Here is a 15,800-nt window from a genome sequence, read left to right on the forward strand (position 1 = left end):
AGAGCGGCCCGGTGGGAGCGATCGAGGCCTTCGAAACCGTGCTCAAGTGCAAGTGGACCCTGCGGATCCTGGCCCTCCTGGCCGAGGCACCGAAGCGGCCCGCCGAGCTGTTTCGGGGCCTGCCTGGGATCTCCTGGAAGGTTCTCTATGAGCGGCTTGCCCGGCTCGTGGACTTCGGCTTCGTGGAGAAGACGGTCGTCTCCGAGAAGCCGAGCCACGTGGAGTACGCCTTGACGCCCAAGGGGCGCCGGGCGGCGGAAATCGTGGAGATGGTGAAGGCCCTCGACGACCTGTAGGCGCAGGGAGGCGAAGACGTGACCGACTACCTCTTGTTGTTCGGCGTGGGCCTCGTGGCCGGGACCCTCAACGTGATCGCGGGCGGCGGGTCGTTTCTGACCCTGCCGCTCCTCATCTTTCTGGGGCTGCCGGCCACGGTCGCGAACGGCACGAACCGGGTGGGCATCTTCTGCCAAAACGTGGCCGCCGTGTGGGGGTTCCACCGCCACGGGGTGGTGGACTGGCGCTACGTGGTGTGGGCCGCGGTGCCGGCGACCTTCGGGGCGGGGCTCGGCACCTGGGCCGCCGTAGCCATCGGCGACGCGGCGTTCCGGCGGGTGCTCGCGTTCCTCATGATCGCCGTGACCCTGTGGACCCTGTGGGACCCCTTCAAGAAGAAGCAGGCGTTCCTGGAACCGGGCCAGCGGCCCAACGTGGCGGCGCTGGCCATCGGGTTTTTCTTCGTGGGGATCTACGGGGGGTTCGTGCAGGCCGGCGTCGGGTTCCTCATCCTCGCGACGACCACCCTGGCGGGCCTCGACCTGGTGCGCGGGAACGCGGTGAAGGTGTTGAGCGTGCTCATCTACACCGCGCTCTCCCTCGGGCTTTTCGCCTGGCAGGGCAAGGTGGTGTGGGACCTGGGCCTGGCGCTGGCCGTCGGCACCGTGGCCGGCAGCCAGGTGGGGGTGCGGTTCACGGTGCTCAAGGGGCACCGGTGGGTCAAGGCGGTGGTCACCACGGCGGTGCTGGTGTTCGCCGTGAAGCTCCTCCTGATGGGGTAGGGGGGGCTTTCCAACCACGGAGGGCACGGAGAGCACGGAGGGGAGCTCCGGTAGGTGACTGCGGCCTGGACCGCCGGACCGAAGACCGCCGACCGCCGTGAAAAAACACGGGCCGGAAGGAAGCTCCTTCCGGCCCGTTGCACGCTTGGGGGGGGGCGGGTCTTACGAGACCGCCTTCTCCACCCGGTTCGAGCGCAGGCACCGGGTGCAGACCTTGACCCGCTTGGTCGCGCCGTTCACCCGCGCCCGCACCACCTGGATGTTCGGCAGCAGGATCTTCTTCGTGCGGTTGTTCGCGTGGCTCACGTTGTTGCCCCGGGCAGGGCCCTTGCCGCAGATCTCACACCGTCTGGCCATGGTTTCGTCCTCCTACGCGGTTTCGTGCCACGGAAGGCCCGGGGCCTCCCGGCCGTGTTCACTTGGGCGCCGCCTGGCGGCAGCAAAGGCCCGCCTTTCTACCACGATCCCGCGCCGGACTCAAGCGGATTTCCTCACGAGAACGGTTTCCACCAGGGTTTCTTCTCCCCGGTCAGCTTGTAGGTTCGGCCCCGGCTTTTGAGCTCGTGGAGCTCGTCCTCGAGCTCGATGATCCGCTTGTCCCTCTCCTGGATCTGCTCGCGGAGCGCCTGGACCTGCTCCTTGAGCTTTCGGATCACCGTGTCGCGGGGGTCGGGCCCCCGGGCCACCGGGGGCCTGGGCTCCGGTTCCTGGGTTGGGGGAGGTTCCGTGGCCTGGGGCGGCCCCTCGGGCTGGGGCCAGCTCAGGGAGTAGTGTTTGAGCCGGAGTACCACGCTGGGAGGAATCCGAAAGGTCTGGGGCTCCCCCACCGCCCATCCGGTTCCCCCGGGCTGGCACGGATACACCCGGAACTGTTTCGTCTCGAGGAACGCCCACAGGAACCGCAGATCGTCGGGCTGGTCCGGATAGAGCCGGAGGTCGTAGCTCACGGGCTCGGTGGGGATGTCGTAGAGGAGGATCGAGAGGGCCACACAGCCGTCCTCTTCCCGGTTGATCTCGATCCCCATGTCGGCCTCGGCAGCCTTCTGGAGGTCGGGCACCCGCACCAGAAAGTGGGGCATTCCCGTGCGGTCCAGATCGCGCACGATGGCCGCCGTCTCCAGGGCGGCGGCCGCTTCGGGTTCGAGCTGGAACTTCACCGTGGAAGCCTCCCTCGTTTCGGCGGCGACGGGTGGGGTTCGGCGGAGCCCACGGAAGCATACTTCAGCCCCCCCGCCGAGACAACGCCGGCCTACTCGAACCAGTGGCTCTGGCCGAACCCGATGACCACCACCTCGGCCCCGGCGCCGGCCGCCTTGTCGGCGAACTCCCGCGGGTCCTGCACGAGGACGTCGAAGGTGCCGTAGTGCATGGGCACGACGTAGCGGGGCCGCAGGAGTTCCACCGCCTTGGCGGCGTCTTCGGGTCCCATGGTGAAGTTGTCGCCGATGGGCAGGAGCGCCACGTCGATGCGGTGCATCTCGCCGATGAGCTTCATGTCATAGAAGAGCCCGGTGTCCCCGGCGTGGTACACGGTGAGGCCGCCCATCTCCACGAGGAACCCGCAGGGGTTCCCGGTGTACTCGGTTCCCTTGTCCACGAAGGCCGAGCCGTGGTGGGCGATGGTGAGCTTGACCCGGCCGAACTCGAACCCGTGGCTTCCCCCGATGTGCATGGGATGCACGGCGGCACCGCGACGCTGGCAGAACATGGCGAGCTCGAAGGGGGCCACCACCGGCGCCCCGGTGCGTTTGGAGATCTCGATCGCGTCGCCCAGGTGGTCGGCGTGGCCGTGGGTGACGAGGATGGCGTCGAGCGCGGGGAACGCCTCGGGGCCGACCCGGGCGTTGGGGTTCCCGGTGAGGAACGGGTCGATGAGCACCTTGTGGGAGCCGTCGTCCAGCAGGAAACAGGCGTGTCCGTGGTAGGTAACCTCGACCATGACTTCTCCTCCTTTGCCTTCGGGGCGTGTGGATAAGACGGCCGGCCCGGTCGGGCTTCGGCCGAAACCCTCAGCGATGCCGGCACTTTTCTGTAACTATTTGAAATGAAAGACGTTCTTTGTTGCACAAAAAAAGTGCACCTTGGCAAGCCTCCCCATGACCCCTGGGGATTTTCCCGGTATCCACACCGCCGTCCACAGGTTATCCACAGGTCCGTGTGGAAACGGCGGCCCCGGTGGGGACCGTGGGTACACTAGTACTGCAAGGCGCCGGGCGGGGCAACCGTCCCTTGACCCGGGGCCCGGTTTCCCCGTTGAATGACGCCACGCCGGGAACCGGACACCGGGGCGGCACGCAGCGGAGGCCCCGCGGTCGCCCCGGCCGCTGGCCCGAAACGGGCGGTCCGCCCGCCATCCCGGCGAAGAACCGCGACCCTTCTGCCACGAGGTGCTCCCGTGTCTCCCGAGGAACTCAAGGAACTGACCGGTATCGACGTCCTGCCCCGCCACCGGCCGCGCATGGTTTACGCGTGCATCCGGTGCGGCGAAACGACCCCCCTCGACCGGCTCCTTTACACCTGCCCGTCCTGTGGGGGGCTGCTGCGGGTGCGCGACGAGAACTTCGCGGCCCTGCGGGAGCGAAGCGGCGAGGAGTGGCGCCGGGTGTTCGATCTGCGCCGGGCCACCCGGGTGGAGGCCCTCCAGGGCATTTTTTGCTTCCACGAGCTGGTGCTCCCCCACCTGCCCCTGGAAGACATCGTGTACCTGGGCGAGGGCCACACCCCGCTGGTGCGGGCCAACGCCGAGCTGAGCGAGTGGGTGGGCGCCGAGTTCTTCGTCAAGAACGACGGGCAAAACCCCTCGGCCTCGTTCAAGGACCGGGGCATGGCCAGCGCCATCAGCTTCCTCAACCACTACCTGCGGACCCAGCGGCCGGGCACCGTGCTCGGGATCTGCGCCTCCACGGGCGACACCTCGGCCGCGGCGGCGCTCTACCTCTCGTACCTCCCGAAGGGCGCGGTGCGCTCGGCGGTGCTCCTGCCCAAGGGCCGGGTGACCCCCCAGCAGCTCTCCCAGCCCCTGGGCAGCGGCGCCCGGGTGCTCGAGGTGCCGGGGGTGTTCGACGACTGCATGCGGCTGGTGGAGGATCTCGCGGCCCGGTACGAGGTGTTTCTTCTGAACTCCAAGAACCCGGTGCGGATCAACGGCCAGAAGTCGTTCGCCTTCGAGGTGGCCCAGCAGCTCGGCTGGCGGGTGGAGCACGCCACCGTGGCGGTGCCCATCGGGAACGCCGGGAACGTCACGGCGATCCTCGAGGGGTTCCTCGATCTGTGGCAGCTCGGCGTGACCGACGGGCTCCCCCGGATCCTGGGCGTCCAGAGCGAGCACGCGAACCCCGTGGCCCGGTGGAAGGCGAGCGGGCACTACGAGCCGGTGACGGTGCGGCCCAGCGTGGCCCAGGCGGCCATGATCGGGAACCCCGTGTCGTTCCCCAAGGTGCGCCAGCTCGTGGAGGAGCACTACGGCGACCGGTTCGCCTGCGTGAGCGTGACCGAGCAGGAGATCCTGGACACCATGCTCCACGTGAACCGCCACGGCCACGTGGTGTGCACCCAGGGGGGGGAGGCCGTGGCCGGGCTCCGGAAAGCCCTGGCCGAGGGGGTGGTGCCGGCCCACGGTCGGTTCGTGTGCGACTCCACGAGCCACCAGCTCAAGTTCGCGGGGTTCCAGGAGGCCTACTTCGCCGGCACCCTGGACCCGGAGTACGGCATCGAGCCCCGGGAGGAACTCGTGAACCGGCCGGTCTCCCTCGAGGCCAGCGCCGAGGCCATCGCGGCCCACCTGGGGCTGCGGCCGCGGGCGGGATAGGCCGCCGGGGCCGGGGGTTGCGAGCCGCGGTTCCCGTGGCAGACTGGGGAGCCGGTGATTCGCCAACGCTCCCGACGGGAGGTGGAACGGATGGGCCGGCTTCGATGGGTCTGGGCGGTGGTGGGGGTGCTCGTCGGGATCGGCCCGGTGCGAGGAGGTGAGGCCATGGCGATGGAGATCCGGTCCTCCGCATTTGCGCACAACGGCGAGATTCCCAGCAAATACACCTGCGACGGTGCGGACGTCTCCCCGCCCCTGGAGTGGTCGGGGGTGCCCAAGGGCGCGAAAAGCCTCGTGCTCATCGTGGACGACCCCGACGCGCCGGATCCCCGGGCGCCCAAAATGACCTGGGTCCACTGGGTGCTCTACAACCTGCCCCCCGACTCCCGGGGGCTTCCCGAGGGCGTCCGCCCCGAGCACCTACCGGCCGGCACGGGCCAGGGGCTCAACGACTGGAAGCGAACGGGCTACGGCGGGCCCTGCCCGCCCATCGGCCGGCACCGGTACTTCCACAAGCTCTACGCCCTGTCGGAGCGCCTGCCCGACCTGGGCACCCCCACCAAGGCCCAGCTCTTGAAGGCCATGGAGGGCAAGGTGCTCGCCGAGGCCCAGCTCGTGGGAACCTACGAACGAAAGAGGTGAGGGCGCGATGCCGCTTTACGACTTCGTGTGCGAGGCCTGCGGCCACGCCTTCGAGGCCCTGGCACGGCCAGGGGAGGTTCCGCCCTGTCCCCGGTGCGGTGCGGCGGACGCCCGTCGCAAGCTCTCCGCTTTCGCCATCGGAGGCGGGGGAGGCGGGGGCGGGAGCTCGTGCGCGGGGTGCAAGGCCTCGTCCTGCGCCGGTTGCCGATGAGGAGTGCCGGATCGCCGTGCCCCACCCCTTTCTCCTTTCCCCGGGTGTACCTGACCCGGGGCGTCCCGCCCCCCTGTCCGATTGCCCCCCCGCCCTGCTCTTGAGACGCGCCCCACGGTAGGTGCCCCATGAAGCTCCCGCTCCAGGACCTTTGGCAGCCCGTGGCCGCGGTGGTGGAGCCCGAGGCCCCCGTGGCCGGGCTTCCGCCGGTGGGCCGCGACGCGGCCGTGGTGGTCCGGGGGCACGGGGGGGTGCTCGCCGTGGCCTCGGGCCCCGCCATCGCCCGGGCGCTCGACGCCGGCCGGGGGAACGACCCGGTGCTGGGCGTCGCGGAACCGGCCCGCGCCGTGCCGGACGGGCAATCCCTGCCACTTCTGGAGCCCGGCGCGGCCGACCACGCCGTGGTGGGGATGCGCCGAAACGAGGTGGTGGGCTGGATCCCGCGGGACCGGCTGCTGGAGGCCGCGTTCAAGGCCCTGTGTGCCCGGATGGCGAAGCTCCGGGTCGCCCTCGACGCCGCCCACAACGCGATCGTGGTGGTCGATGCCGAGGGCCGGGTGGTGGCGGCGAACAAGGCGCTGGGCCGGGTGCTCGGGGTGGAGCGCGAAGACCTCATCGGCCGGCCGATCCAGGAGGTGGTGCCCCACACCGGATTGCCCGAGGTGCTCCGCACCCGCGAGCCCCGGATCGGGCAGCGGATCGAGCTCCGGGGGCACGTCTACCTGAGCAACCGCACCCCGATCTTCCGAAACGGCCGGCTGGCCGGGGCCGTTGCCGTGCTCCAGGACGTGACCGATCTCGAGTCGGCCCGGGCCGAGCGCGACGAGGCGAACCGGTGGAAGAGGACCCTGGAGGCCGTGCTCGACACCGCCTACGAGGGGGTCGTCGTGGTGGACGAGCGGGGCGTCATCACCATGTTCAACCGCGCCTACGGGGAGTTCCTGGGGGTGGACCCGGCCGACATGGTGGGCCGGCCGGTCACGGAGGCCATCGAGAACACCCGGATGCACATCGTGCTCCGCACGGGCGAACCCGAGATCCGGCAGGTCCAGCGGATCAAGGGCCACGACATGGTCTGTGACCGGATCCCGATCCGGGAGGGCGACCGGATCGTGGGGGCGGTGGGGAAGGTGCTGTTCCGGGACGTGTCGGAGCTCGACGCCCTGTTCGAGGAGACCCGCCGGCTCCGAACCGAGCTCAGCTACTACCGCGAGGAGCTTCGCCGTCAGAACGGCACCCGGTACAGCCTGGAGAACCTGGTCGGGGAAAGCCCCGTGATCCGCGAGCTCAAAGACATGGTGCGACGGGTCGCCCGGACCCATTCCACCGTGCTCATCCAGGGCGAGAGCGGCACGGGCAAGGAGCTCGTGGCCCACGCCCTCCACAACCTGAGCCCCCGGGCCGACAAGCCCTTCGTCAAGGTGAACTGCGCGGCCATCCCGGAAAACCTGCTCGAGGCGGAGCTCTTCGGCTACCGGGAGGGCGCGTTCACGGGGGCCCGCAAGGGGGGGCAGGTGGGCCGGTTCGAGCTCGCTCAGGGCGGCACCGTGTTCCTGGACGAGGTGGCCGAGCTGCCCCTGCCCACCCAGGCGAAGCTCCTCCGGGTGATTCAGGAGCGGGAGATCGAGCCCCTGGGCGGGGGCGGGCCGGTGGAGGTGGACCTGCGGATCATCGCGGCCACCAACCGGGATCTGCGGCAGTTGGCCGCCGAGGGGGCGTTCCGGCAAGACCTCCTGTACCGTCTCAATGTGGTGCTGATCGAGGCGCCGCCCCTGCGCGACCGCAAGGAGGACATCCCGCTCCTGGCCGAGCGGCTCCTCTGCCGCCTGTCGAAGACGCTCGGGGTCCGGCCCCGCAGGCTCTCGGCCGAGGCCCTGGCGACCCTGCTCGCGTACGCCTGGCCGGGAAACGTGCGGGAGCTCGAAAACGTCCTGGAAAGAGCCCTGAACCTCTGCGACGGCGACGAGATCCTCCCGGCCCACCTGCCCCATCACGTCCGGCGCCCGGCCGGGCCGGGATTCGCCCTGGCCCCCCTGCGACAGGTGCTGGCCGAGGTGGAGGCCGAGCACCTGCGCGCGGCCCTTCGTGTGGCCAACGGGCGGGCCGTGGAGGCGGCCCGGCTCCTCGGCATCGGGAAGTCCGCCTTTTACGAAAAGGCGGCCAAGCACGGACTCTTGAACTCCTGACCCCACCGCCCGGTTTCCGGAAAACCGGAAACCATCCGGATTTCCGGAAACCCCCGCAGTAGCCGCCGCCTCAGCGAAAACCCCCGATACGACCCCGCTTGGATTCCGGATATCCGGAAACGCCCCCGCGAGAACCCCCGAAAAACGGCGCTCGCCTCGGCGGCACGGTCCGTGCACTTGCCCTTCGCCGTTTCGTTTCCCCAACCGAAAGGAGGCAGGACATGCGAAGGGGACTGAGGCTGGTGGCGGTGACGGTGGCGATGGCGGCTCTTGTGGTTTCCCCCGGCTGGGCGAAGGAGAAGAAGGTGCTGCTCAAGGTGCCGATCGCGTTTTCAACGGCGCTGCCCGGGCTGGGGTCGACGATCCAGTGGATGGCCGACCGGATCGAACCCCTGAGCGGGGGGTCGATGCGGATGAAGGTCTACGAGCCGGGGAAGCTTGTCGCCCCGTTCGAGATCCTGGACGCGGTGAGCACGGGCAAGGTGAACGCCGGTTACACCACGGCCGGCTACTGGCAGGGCAAGATGCCGGCGGCCGCGCTTTTTAGCGCGGTGCCCTTCGGCCCCGAGGCCGGGGAGTACCTGGCCTGGCTCTATTACGGCAACGGCATGAAGCTCTACCAGGAGATGTATGACCAGGCCGGGTACAACGTGAAGGTGCTCGTGTGCGGGATCATCGCGCCCGAGACCTCGGGGTGGTTCAAGAAGGAGATCCAAAGCCCGGAGGACCTCAAGGGGCTCCGGATCCGGTTCTACGGCCTGGGGGGCAAGGTGATGGAGAAGCTGGGGGCCTCGGTGAGCGTGATCCCGGGCGGCGAGATCTTCCCGGCGCTGGAGAAGGGGGCGATCGACGCCACCGAGTTTTCGATGCCGGCCATCGACAAGCGGCTGGGATTTTACAAGATTGCCAAGCACAACTACTTCCCGGGCTGGCACCAGCAGGCCACGGTGTTTGAGCTCCTGATCAACAAGGACGTGTGGAACGGTTTGAGCGACCACCAGAAGATGGTGCTGGAGATTCTATCCAAGGCGAGCGTGGCCGACTCCTATGCTTACGGCGAGGCCATCCAGTTCGACGCCATGAAGGAGAACGTCGAGAAACACGGGGTGAAGCTGCATTACTGGAAGGACGAGATGCTCCAGGCGTTCCGGAAGGCCTGGGACGAGGTGGCGGAGGAAGAGGCGGCCAAGGATGAGTTCTTCAAGAAGGTATGGGAAGACATGAAGGCGTTCCGGACGAACTACAAGGTGTGGCAGGCCTACGCGTTCCTGCCGCGGCCGAAGCCTGAAGAGGTGGAGGTCAAGTAGGCGCCGGATTCCAAGGAAAGGGGGCGGGTCCCGGGGGACCCGCCCCCTTTTGAGGGACGGAGCAGAGGAGACGACGGTGAGCGGGAACGGGGAACTGCCGCGGATCGGTTGGTGCGAGGCGATCGACAACGGGATCCGGCGCCTGGGCCACGTGATCATGTGGGCGAATGCGGTCTTGGTGGCGGTGATCATCGTGCAGGTGGTGCTGCGCTACGGGTTCGGCCATGGGTTGGTGGCGCTGGAGGAGCTGGAATGGCACCTCTACGCCGTGGGCATCATGTTCGGCATCAGCTACGCCATGGTGGAGGACAGCCACATCCGGGTGGACATCTTCCACATGCGGTTTTCGCCTCGGACGAAGGCCAAATGGGAGGTGTTCGGGACGCTGGTGTTCCTGCTGCCGTTCCTGTGGGTGGTGTTCGACCACAGCCTGCCGTTCGTGGCGGACTCGTGGCGGGTGGGCGAGGCCTCCCAGGCGCCGGCCGGGCTCCCGTGGCGGTGGCTCATCAAGGGGGTGATCCCGGTGAGCGTGGCGCTGATGATGCTGGCGGCGGTGACGCGGCTGGTGCGCCACGTGGTGTTTCTGGCCTCGGGCCGGGGGCGATGAGGTTCCCCGGCGGGCCGACGAGCGCGACGACACGGCCGAAGAGCGACATGCGAGGGCCGACCAACCGAGCCAGGGGCGCGAGCCGATGCTGACCAACGACATCTTGGTCGTGGCGATGTTCGCCACGTTCATCGCAGGGCTGTTCACGGGGTTTCCGATCGCCTTCGTGCTGGGGGGCACGGGGGTGTTGTTCGCGGGGGTGGGCTGGATCGCGGACACCTACTTCGACGCGTGGACCGGGCTCGATTACATGACGCTCGGCATGGTGGTGAACCGGATCTACAAGTACATGGACAACTGGGTGCTGGTGGCCCTGCCCATGTTCATCTTCATGGGGCTGATGCTCGACCGCTCGGGGATCGCCGAGCGGATGATGGAGTCCATGCAGCGGCTGTTCGGCCGGGTTCGGGGGGGCCTTGCGATCACCGTGACCGCGATCGGGATCATCCTGGCGGCCTCCACGGGGATCATTGGGGCCTCGGTGGTGCTCCTGGGGCTGCTGAGCTACCCGGCCATGCGCCACCAGGGGTACGAAAACCCCCTGGCCCTGGGCACGATCGCGGCCTCGGGGACCCTGGGGATCCTGATCCCGCCGTCGATCATGCTGGTGATCATGGCCGACCAGTTGGGGCTGTCGGTGGGAGACCTGTTCATGGGGGCGGTGCTCCCCGGCCTCATCCTGGGCTGCCTCTACATCGGCTACATCCTGGTGTACTGCTGGCTCCGGCCCCGGGCGGCGCCGCTGCCGCAAGGGGCCGAGCAGGGGGTGGGACTGCGGGAGGTGTGGGCGGTGGTGCGCACGGTGCTTCCCGCAGCCGGGCTGATCCTGGCGGTGCTGGGGTCCATTTTCGCCGGCATCGCAACGCCGACTGAGGCGAGCGGGGTGGGGGCGTTGGGGGCGACCCTGCTGGCGGCTGGAAACCGCAAGCTCGATTTCCAGGTGTTCAAGGAGGTGCTCAGGGGCACGTACAACACCACGGCCTATATCTTCGCGATCTTCCTGGGGGCCACCTGTTTCGCCCTGGTGCTGCGGGGCCTGGGGGGGGACGAGGTGATCGAGCAGGTGCTCACGGGGCTGCCGTTCGGTCCCTACGGGATCATCGCGTTCATCCTGGGCGTGGTGTTCCTCCTCGGATTCTTCCTGGACTGGATCGAGATCACCCTGATCGTGCTCCCGCTGGTGGCGCCGGTGGTGGGCCAGTTGGGGCTCGAGATTCCGGGATACGGGCAGGTGGAGAACCCGGAGTTGGTGTGGTTCGTGCTGCTGGTGGCGGTGGCGCTCCAGACCAGCTTTTTGACGCCGCCGGTGGGATTCGCGCTGTTCTACCTGAAGGGGGTTGTCCCCCCCGACGTGCGGCTCGTCGAGATCTACAAGGGCGTGATCCCGTTCATCGTGCTCCAGCTCGTGGGACTCGTTCTCGTGGCGTTGTTCCCATGGCTTGTGACCTGGCTCCCGGCCGCGGCCTACGGCTGATCCCGGTTTGATGCCGAGGGAGGCAAGACCAATGTGCGCCAAGATCGTGACCGCCCAGGAGGCGGTTCGGCTCATCCCCTCCGGGGCCACGGTGGCGAGCGGGGGGTTCGTGGGGACCGGGTTTGCCGAGGGGCTTGCCGTGGCCCTGGAGGAGCGGTTCCTCGCCACCGGGGAGCCCCGGGATCTCACGTTCGTGTACGCCGCAGGGCAGGGGGACGGCCGCGACCGGGGCATGAACCACGTGGCCCACGAGGGGCTGGTCAGGCGGGTCGTGGGGGGCCACTGGGGCCTCGCGCCCAAGCTCGGCCGGATGGCCCTGGAGAACCGGATCGAGGCCTACAACCTGCCCCAGGGGGTCATCTCCCACCTGTTTCGGGACATCGCGGCGGGTAAGCCCGGCACCATCACCCACATCGGGCTCCGAACCTTCGTGGATCCCCGGATCGAAGGGGGGAAGGTGAACGCCCGGACCACCGAGGACCTGGTGGAGGTGGTGGAGATCGGCGGGCGGGAGTGGCTGTGGTACAAGGCGTTCCCGATCCACGTGGGGTTCATCCGGGCCACCTCGGCGGACCTCAGGGGGAACCTCTCCTACGAGAAGGAGGCGGCCCTGCTCGAGAACCTGGCCATCGCCCAGGCCGTGCGGAACTCGGGCGGCATCGTGATCGCCCAGGTGGAGCGGATCGTCAAGAACGAGACGCTCCGGCCCAAGGACGTGCGGGTGCCGGGGATCTTCGTGGACTACGTGGTGGTGGCCCCGCCCGAGCACCACATGCAGACCTTCGCCAAGGCCTACGACCCGAGCTTTTCGGGGGAGACCAAGATCCCGGTGGAGCACCTGGAGCCGATGCCGCTCGACGTGCGTAAGGTGATCGCCCGGCGGGCGTTGCTGGAGGTCCAGGAGGGGGCGGTGGTGAACCTCGGGATCGGCATGCCCGAGGGGGTGGCCCTGTGCGCGGCCGAGGAGGGGGTGTTCGATCGGTTCACCCTGTCGGTGGAGTCCGGCATGACCGGCGGAATCCCGGCCGGCGGACTCAATTTCGGGGTGGCCACGAACCCTGAGTGCATCTACGAGCAGCCGAGCCAGTTCGACTTTTACGACGGCGGCGGCCTCGACCAGGCGTTCTTAGGCATGGCCCAGGCCGACCGGGAGGGCAACGTCAACGTCTCCCGGTTCGGGCCCCGGTTCGCCGGGTGCGGGGGGTTCATCAACATCACCCAGACCGCGAAAAAGCTCTATTTTCTGGGCACCTTCACGGCGGGCGGGTTCGAGGCCCGGGTCTCGGACGGCCGCCTCGAGATCCTGCGGGACGGCGAGCACCCGAAGTTCATGGAACGGGTGGAGCAGGTGACCTTCAGCGGGGCGTACGCCAGGGATCTCGGTCAGGAGGTTCTCTACATCACGGAGCGCGCCGTGTTCCGGTTGCTGCCCGCGGGGATCGAGGTGGTGGAGATCGCGCCGGGGGTGGACCTGGAGCGGGACGTGCTGGGCCGCATGGCGTTTCGCCCGCTCGTGAGCCCCGATCTCAAGCCCATGCCCCCCGAGGTGTTCCTGCCCGGCCCCATGGGGGTGGCCGACCAGGTGTGAAAACGGGGGGCGCCCCGGACCGGGGACCGAGGACGGTAGACCGCAGACCGGCGACCGTGGACCTTTGTCACTCCTCGTCCCAGAACTGCGGCGGAAGGGGCTGGGGGCCGGGGACGATGCCGGCGATGTCGGGGTCTCCCTCGGTATCGTCCCGGGGCGGAAGGCTGGCCTTTCGCTCCCGGGCCTCGGCACGGCGGGCTTCTTTCTCCTGCCGGCGCTCCTGCCGGGCCTTTTCGCGCTGGCGTTTCTGAAAGGTCTGCTTGGATCGGCGGGCCATGGGATGCTCCTTGGAGAGGGGTGTGCGTGGAGGGCCTCCGGGGAAGGAAAAAAGGGCGGATCCCCTGGGGGATCCGCCCTTTTCGTGGGTCAGACCGGACCTAGACGGGCCGGACGTTGGCCGCCTGGGGCCCCTTCATGCCGGGCACGGCGTCGAACTCGACGGCCTGGCCCTCGGTCAGGGTCTTGAACCCCTCGCCCTGGATCGCGCTGAAGTGCACGAACAGGTCGGCGCCCCCGTTGTCGGGGGTGACGAAGCCGTAGCCCTTCTGGTCGTTGAACCACTTCACGATGCCTCTAGCCATGGTGTTTCTCCTTCGGTTTCGGGATCCTGGATCCCAGGGGATGCAACTGCGATGGGGACCAGGGCGGGAACCGCGTTCCCGAACTCCGAACCATGTCCATCGAGGTGCGAAAAAACAAAAAAAGCGGTGAGAGGCTACGGTCGCCTCTCCCGCTTGGGTTCGCCTTCCGACACTGCCTTTCCGTCTGTGTTGTGGCGCTTACCCTACGCCCCTCGGCGGCCGGATGCAAGGAAAAAGGTTGGGGACCCGATCCTCTCGGTTCCCCGACCGCCAAGCCGGGTCGCCGCCCGGTCTACTCTACCGGTCCCACGGCCGCCAGGTAGTACGCAAACTCGTTCTCCCCGTCCACACCCAGGAGTTCGTTCATCTCCCGGTCGAAAAACGCGGCCACGGGGCAGGCCCCGAGCCCCAGGGCCTCGGCCGCGAGGAGCAGGTTCTGGCACACGTGCCCCAGGTCGAGACCCAGGTACCGGAGGGCCCGGTCGCCGTATTTCCAGGCGGCCCGGGGGTAGACGGCGGTCCACACCAACACGACCGAGGCCCGGGCCAGGAACCCCTGGGCCAGGGACGCAAGGGCGAGGGTTCTGCCGTGGTCCCCCTGGGCCAGGATCTCCAACGCGAACCCGGCCACGTCGAAGTGGGCGAGGCAGGGTTCGATCCCCCCGACCCGCTGGAGCGACACATAGGTCTCGAACGGGTAGAGGGCCCCTGCCGACGGGGCCGTGCGCAGAAGGTACGGTCCCTGCCGGGCGGTGACCCCCTGGCAGGCCCAGAGGAGCAGGGCCAGCGTTTCCAGGGAGAGGGCCCCTCCCGTGAACTCGCGCCTGGACCTGCGGGCCGCCAGCGCCGCCCAGAGGTCCGAGGCGCCCGGTCGGAGGTCCCCCGGCCGGGGCAGTTTGAGTCGCCGGCACCCCGGGTAGGTCTTGAGCGCCTCGGGTTTCCGGGCCCAGTCGAGGCTCCGGCCCGAAAGGGCGTCGGGCGAAAGGTCGGTCCTCTGCCTCCACCACCGGAGCGCCTCGTCCACGGCGATCCTCCATGCCCTTGGGGGTCAGCCGCCCGGGGGCTCCTCCAGGAGTTTCCGGATTTTCTCCTCCATGTCCCGGGCGATGTCCTGGCTATAGCCCATGAAGGTGTACCGGATCCGGCCCTGGCGGTCGATCAGGAAGGCCTGGGGGATCGAGGCCACCCCCCCGTAGGCCATCCGGGTGGCTTCGTCCACCTTCACTACGGGGTAGTTAAACGAGGTGCGGGTCATGAACTCGGTGAGGTCGTCGGGGTTCTGGTCCATGTTCATCCCCACGACCACGAGCCCTTCGGCCCGGTACTTCTGCTGGAGTTCCACGAGGTGGGGGATGGCCACCCGGCAGGGCGGGCACCAGGTGGCCCAGAAGTCGAGAAGCACCACCTTGCCCCTAAGGTCGGAAAGCCGCACATGGTTTCCGTCCACGCTCACCAGGTCGAAGTCCGGCGCGGGCTTTGGTTCCTCGGCCTCCTTGTTCCCCCCCGAGCACGCGGCCACCGCCAAAACGAAAGCGAAAACCATCCCCCACACGACCCCCCGTCCCCTTGAGATCCCCATCGCGAAACGCCTCCACGAAAAGATGAGAAAGGAAAAAGAGCGGCGCAGGGCCAAAGGCTCCTGCGCCGGTTCTTCGGGGCCCCCGGCCCCGTGTGGTCTAGCCTCAGGTGAACCCGCCCCGCGGGGCGCAGCTTCCTCCCCCCGGGCTCTTGGTGTGGGCGGCCACCGGGGCCCAGTTCCGGGCCATCGGGCCGCCGCAGTTCGGGCACCGGGGCGCGTCCTGGGCCCGGTCGCCCGAGCGGACCAGGATTTCGGTCTTCTCCCCGCACTGGGCGCATTGGTACTCGTACAGCGGCATGGCTCTCCCTCACACCACCTTGTTCAGCATCTCCTCGAGCTTCTGCCGGGGCACGGCGCCTACCACCTCGTCCACCACCTGGCCGCCCTTGAACAGCTTCAGGTTCGGGATGCCCCGCACTCCGTACTTGGCCGGGGTCTGGGGGTTGTCGTCCACGTTCATCTTGGCGACCACCACCTTGCCGGCATAGGCCTCGGCCACCTCGTCGATCACCGGGCTCATCATGCGGCACGGCCCACACCAGGCGGCCCAGAAATCCACGAGCACCGGCTTGTCGGCCTTGAGAACCTTCTCCTCGAAATCCGCGTCGGTCACGTTGAGAACCTTGTCTCCCGCCATCTCGTGTCTCCTTTTGTCGAAAGGGTGTTCGTTTGGTCCCTTGGCGTACCGCCGACCGGCGGTCAGCAGCCCCCTCAGCCCCCGCCCCGGAGGGACATCACCGCCACGAGGACGATCAACAC

19 protein-coding genes are annotated in these 15,800 nt (G+C 68.5%); 10 read left to right on the top strand and 9 right to left on the bottom strand.

The window, feature by feature from the left end:
- Window positions 1-11 precede the first annotated feature (11 nt).
- Window positions 12-296, top strand: coding sequence for a winged helix-turn-helix transcriptional regulator (locus ACY0I8_RS01310; protein ID WP_459940008.1), 285 nt, complete (start codon window positions 12-14; stop codon window positions 294-296).
- 18 nt (window positions 297-314) lie between these two features.
- On the top strand, window positions 315-1,058 hold the full coding sequence (locus ACY0I8_RS01315) for a sulfite exporter TauE/SafE family protein (protein ID WP_459940007.1): 744 nt from the start codon (window positions 315-317) through the stop codon (window positions 1,056-1,058).
- Window positions 1,059-1,220: 162 nt separating this feature from the next.
- Here the strand turns inward: ACY0I8_RS01315 and rpmB are convergent, their stop codons facing one another.
- The 3 genes from rpmB to ACY0I8_RS01330 form a co-directional block, all read right to left on the bottom strand.
- Window positions 1,221-1,415 carry a large ribosomal subunit protein bL28 gene (gene rpmB / locus ACY0I8_RS01320; RefSeq protein ID WP_459940006.1) on the bottom strand — a complete coding sequence of 65 codons (195 nt, stop codon included), beginning with the start codon at window positions 1,413-1,415 and terminating at the stop codon, window positions 1,221-1,223.
- A gap of 134 nt (window positions 1,416-1,549) precedes the next feature.
- Window positions 1,550-2,215 (bottom strand): hypothetical protein, encoded by a 666-nt coding sequence (locus tag ACY0I8_RS01325; protein ID WP_459940005.1) that lies wholly within the window; start codon window positions 2,213-2,215, stop codon window positions 1,550-1,552.
- Between the two features lie 92 nt (window positions 2,216-2,307).
- The gene (locus ACY0I8_RS01330; RefSeq protein WP_459940004.1) at window positions 2,308-2,997 is read right to left on the bottom strand and encodes a metal-dependent hydrolase; all 690 of its coding nucleotides are present in this window, start codon (window positions 2,995-2,997) and stop codon (window positions 2,308-2,310) included.
- A 456-nt stretch (window positions 2,998-3,453) separates the two neighbouring features.
- Here ACY0I8_RS01330 and thrC point away from each other — a divergent pair, with 456 nt between their 5' ends.
- The 8 genes from thrC to ACY0I8_RS01370 all read left to right on the top strand — a co-directional run bounded on the left by thrC (window position 3,454) and on the right by ACY0I8_RS01370 (window position 12,881).
- Window positions 3,454-4,866 carry a threonine synthase gene (gene thrC / locus ACY0I8_RS01335; RefSeq protein WP_461393256.1) on the top strand — a complete coding sequence of 471 codons (1,413 nt, stop codon included), beginning with the start codon at window positions 3,454-3,456 and terminating at the stop codon, window positions 4,864-4,866.
- 165 nt (window positions 4,867-5,031) lie between these two features.
- On the top strand, window positions 5,032-5,508 hold the full coding sequence (locus ACY0I8_RS01340) for a YbhB/YbcL family Raf kinase inhibitor-like protein (protein WP_459940075.1): 477 nt from the start codon (window positions 5,032-5,034) through the stop codon (window positions 5,506-5,508).
- Between the two features lie 7 nt (window positions 5,509-5,515).
- On the top strand, window positions 5,516-5,719 hold the full coding sequence (locus ACY0I8_RS01345) for an FmdB family zinc ribbon protein (RefSeq protein WP_459940002.1): 204 nt from the start codon (window positions 5,516-5,518) through the stop codon (window positions 5,717-5,719).
- 128 nt (window positions 5,720-5,847) lie between these two features.
- A complete protein-coding gene (locus tag ACY0I8_RS01350) occupies window positions 5,848-7,905 on the top strand; it encodes a sigma 54-interacting transcriptional regulator (protein WP_459940001.1) in 2,058 nt (685 codons plus the stop codon).
- A gap of 221 nt (window positions 7,906-8,126) precedes the next feature.
- On the top strand, window positions 8,127-9,212 hold the full coding sequence (locus tag ACY0I8_RS01355; RefSeq protein WP_459940000.1) for a TRAP transporter substrate-binding protein: 1,086 nt from the start codon (window positions 8,127-8,129) through the stop codon (window positions 9,210-9,212).
- Window positions 9,213-9,288: 76 nt separating this feature from the next.
- Entirely contained in the window at window positions 9,289-9,819 is a 531-nt protein-coding gene (locus ACY0I8_RS01360; protein WP_459939999.1) for a TRAP transporter small permease subunit, read from the top strand.
- An 85-nt stretch (window positions 9,820-9,904) separates the two neighbouring features.
- A complete protein-coding gene (locus ACY0I8_RS01365) occupies window positions 9,905-11,293 on the top strand; it encodes a TRAP transporter large permease (RefSeq protein WP_459939998.1) in 1,389 nt (462 codons plus the stop codon).
- A gap of 31 nt (window positions 11,294-11,324) precedes the next feature.
- Window positions 11,325-12,881, top strand: coding sequence for an acyl CoA:acetate/3-ketoacid CoA transferase (locus tag ACY0I8_RS01370; protein ID WP_459939997.1), 1,557 nt, complete (start codon window positions 11,325-11,327; stop codon window positions 12,879-12,881).
- Between the two features lie 67 nt (window positions 12,882-12,948).
- On the opposite strand, the gene ACY0I8_RS01375 is transcribed toward ACY0I8_RS01370, so the two are convergent.
- The 6 genes from ACY0I8_RS01375 to trxA form a co-directional block, all read right to left on the bottom strand.
- Window positions 12,949-13,158, bottom strand: coding sequence for a hypothetical protein (locus ACY0I8_RS01375; RefSeq protein WP_459939996.1), 210 nt, complete (start codon window positions 13,156-13,158; stop codon window positions 12,949-12,951).
- 100 nt (window positions 13,159-13,258) lie between these two features.
- Window positions 13,259-13,462 (bottom strand): cold-shock protein, encoded by a 204-nt coding sequence (locus ACY0I8_RS01380; protein WP_459939995.1) that lies wholly within the window; start codon window positions 13,460-13,462, stop codon window positions 13,259-13,261.
- A gap of 292 nt (window positions 13,463-13,754) precedes the next feature.
- A complete protein-coding gene (locus ACY0I8_RS01385; RefSeq protein ID WP_459939994.1) occupies window positions 13,755-14,486 on the bottom strand; it encodes a SagB/ThcOx family dehydrogenase in 732 nt (243 codons plus the stop codon).
- A 24-nt stretch (window positions 14,487-14,510) separates the two neighbouring features.
- A complete protein-coding gene (locus tag ACY0I8_RS01390) occupies window positions 14,511-15,005 on the bottom strand; it encodes a TlpA family protein disulfide reductase (protein ID WP_461393274.1) in 495 nt (164 codons plus the stop codon).
- 139 nt (window positions 15,006-15,144) lie between these two features.
- Window positions 15,145-15,339 carry an FmdB family zinc ribbon protein gene (locus ACY0I8_RS01395; protein WP_461393257.1) on the bottom strand — a complete coding sequence of 65 codons (195 nt, stop codon included), beginning with the start codon at window positions 15,337-15,339 and terminating at the stop codon, window positions 15,145-15,147.
- Between the two features lie 9 nt (window positions 15,340-15,348).
- Window positions 15,349-15,678, bottom strand: a complete 330-nt coding sequence (gene trxA / locus ACY0I8_RS01400) for a thioredoxin (RefSeq protein ID WP_461393258.1) — start codon at window positions 15,676-15,678, stop codon at window positions 15,349-15,351.
- Window positions 15,679-15,800: the final 122 nt, after the last annotated feature.

The organism is Deferrisoma sp. (genome assembly GCF_054681715.1).

Bases quoted from the DNA above. Each gene is read 5' to 3' on its own strand.
- rpmB (WP_459940006.1), bottom strand. From the start codon at position 1,415: ATGGCCAGACGGTGTGAGATCTGCGGCAAGGGCCCTGCCCGGGGCAAC.
- ACY0I8_RS01330 (WP_459940004.1), bottom strand. From the start codon at position 2,997: ATGGTCGAGGTTACCTACCACGGACACGCCTGTTTCCTGCTGGACGAC.
- ACY0I8_RS01340 (WP_459940075.1), top strand. From the start codon at position 5,032: ATGGCGATGGAGATCCGGTCCTCCGCATTTGCGCACAACGGCGAGATT.
- ACY0I8_RS01345 (WP_459940002.1), top strand. From the start codon at position 5,516: ATGCCGCTTTACGACTTCGTGTGCGAGGCCTGCGGCCACGCCTTCGAG.
- ACY0I8_RS01350 (WP_459940001.1), top strand. From the start codon at position 5,848: ATGAAGCTCCCGCTCCAGGACCTTTGGCAGCCCGTGGCCGCGGTGGTG.
- ACY0I8_RS01355 (WP_459940000.1), top strand. From the start codon at position 8,127: ATGCGAAGGGGACTGAGGCTGGTGGCGGTGACGGTGGCGATGGCGGCT.
- ACY0I8_RS01365 (WP_459939998.1), top strand. From the start codon at position 9,905: ATGCTGACCAACGACATCTTGGTCGTGGCGATGTTCGCCACGTTCATC.
- ACY0I8_RS01370 (WP_459939997.1), top strand. From the start codon at position 11,325: ATGTGCGCCAAGATCGTGACCGCCCAGGAGGCGGTTCGGCTCATCCCC.
- ACY0I8_RS01375 (WP_459939996.1), bottom strand. From the start codon at position 13,158: ATGGCCCGCCGATCCAAGCAGACCTTTCAGAAACGCCAGCGCGAAAAG.
- ACY0I8_RS01380 (WP_459939995.1), bottom strand. From the start codon at position 13,462: ATGGCTAGAGGCATCGTGAAGTGGTTCAACGACCAGAAGGGCTACGGC.
- ACY0I8_RS01390 (WP_461393274.1), bottom strand. From the start codon at position 15,005: ATGGTTTTCGCTTTCGTTTTGGCGGTGGCCGCGTGCTCGGGGGGGAAC.
- ACY0I8_RS01395 (WP_461393257.1), bottom strand. From the start codon at position 15,339: ATGCCGCTGTACGAGTACCAATGCGCCCAGTGCGGGGAGAAGACCGAA.
- trxA (WP_461393258.1), bottom strand. From the start codon at position 15,678: ATGGCGGGAGACAAGGTTCTCAACGTGACCGACGCGGATTTCGAGGAG.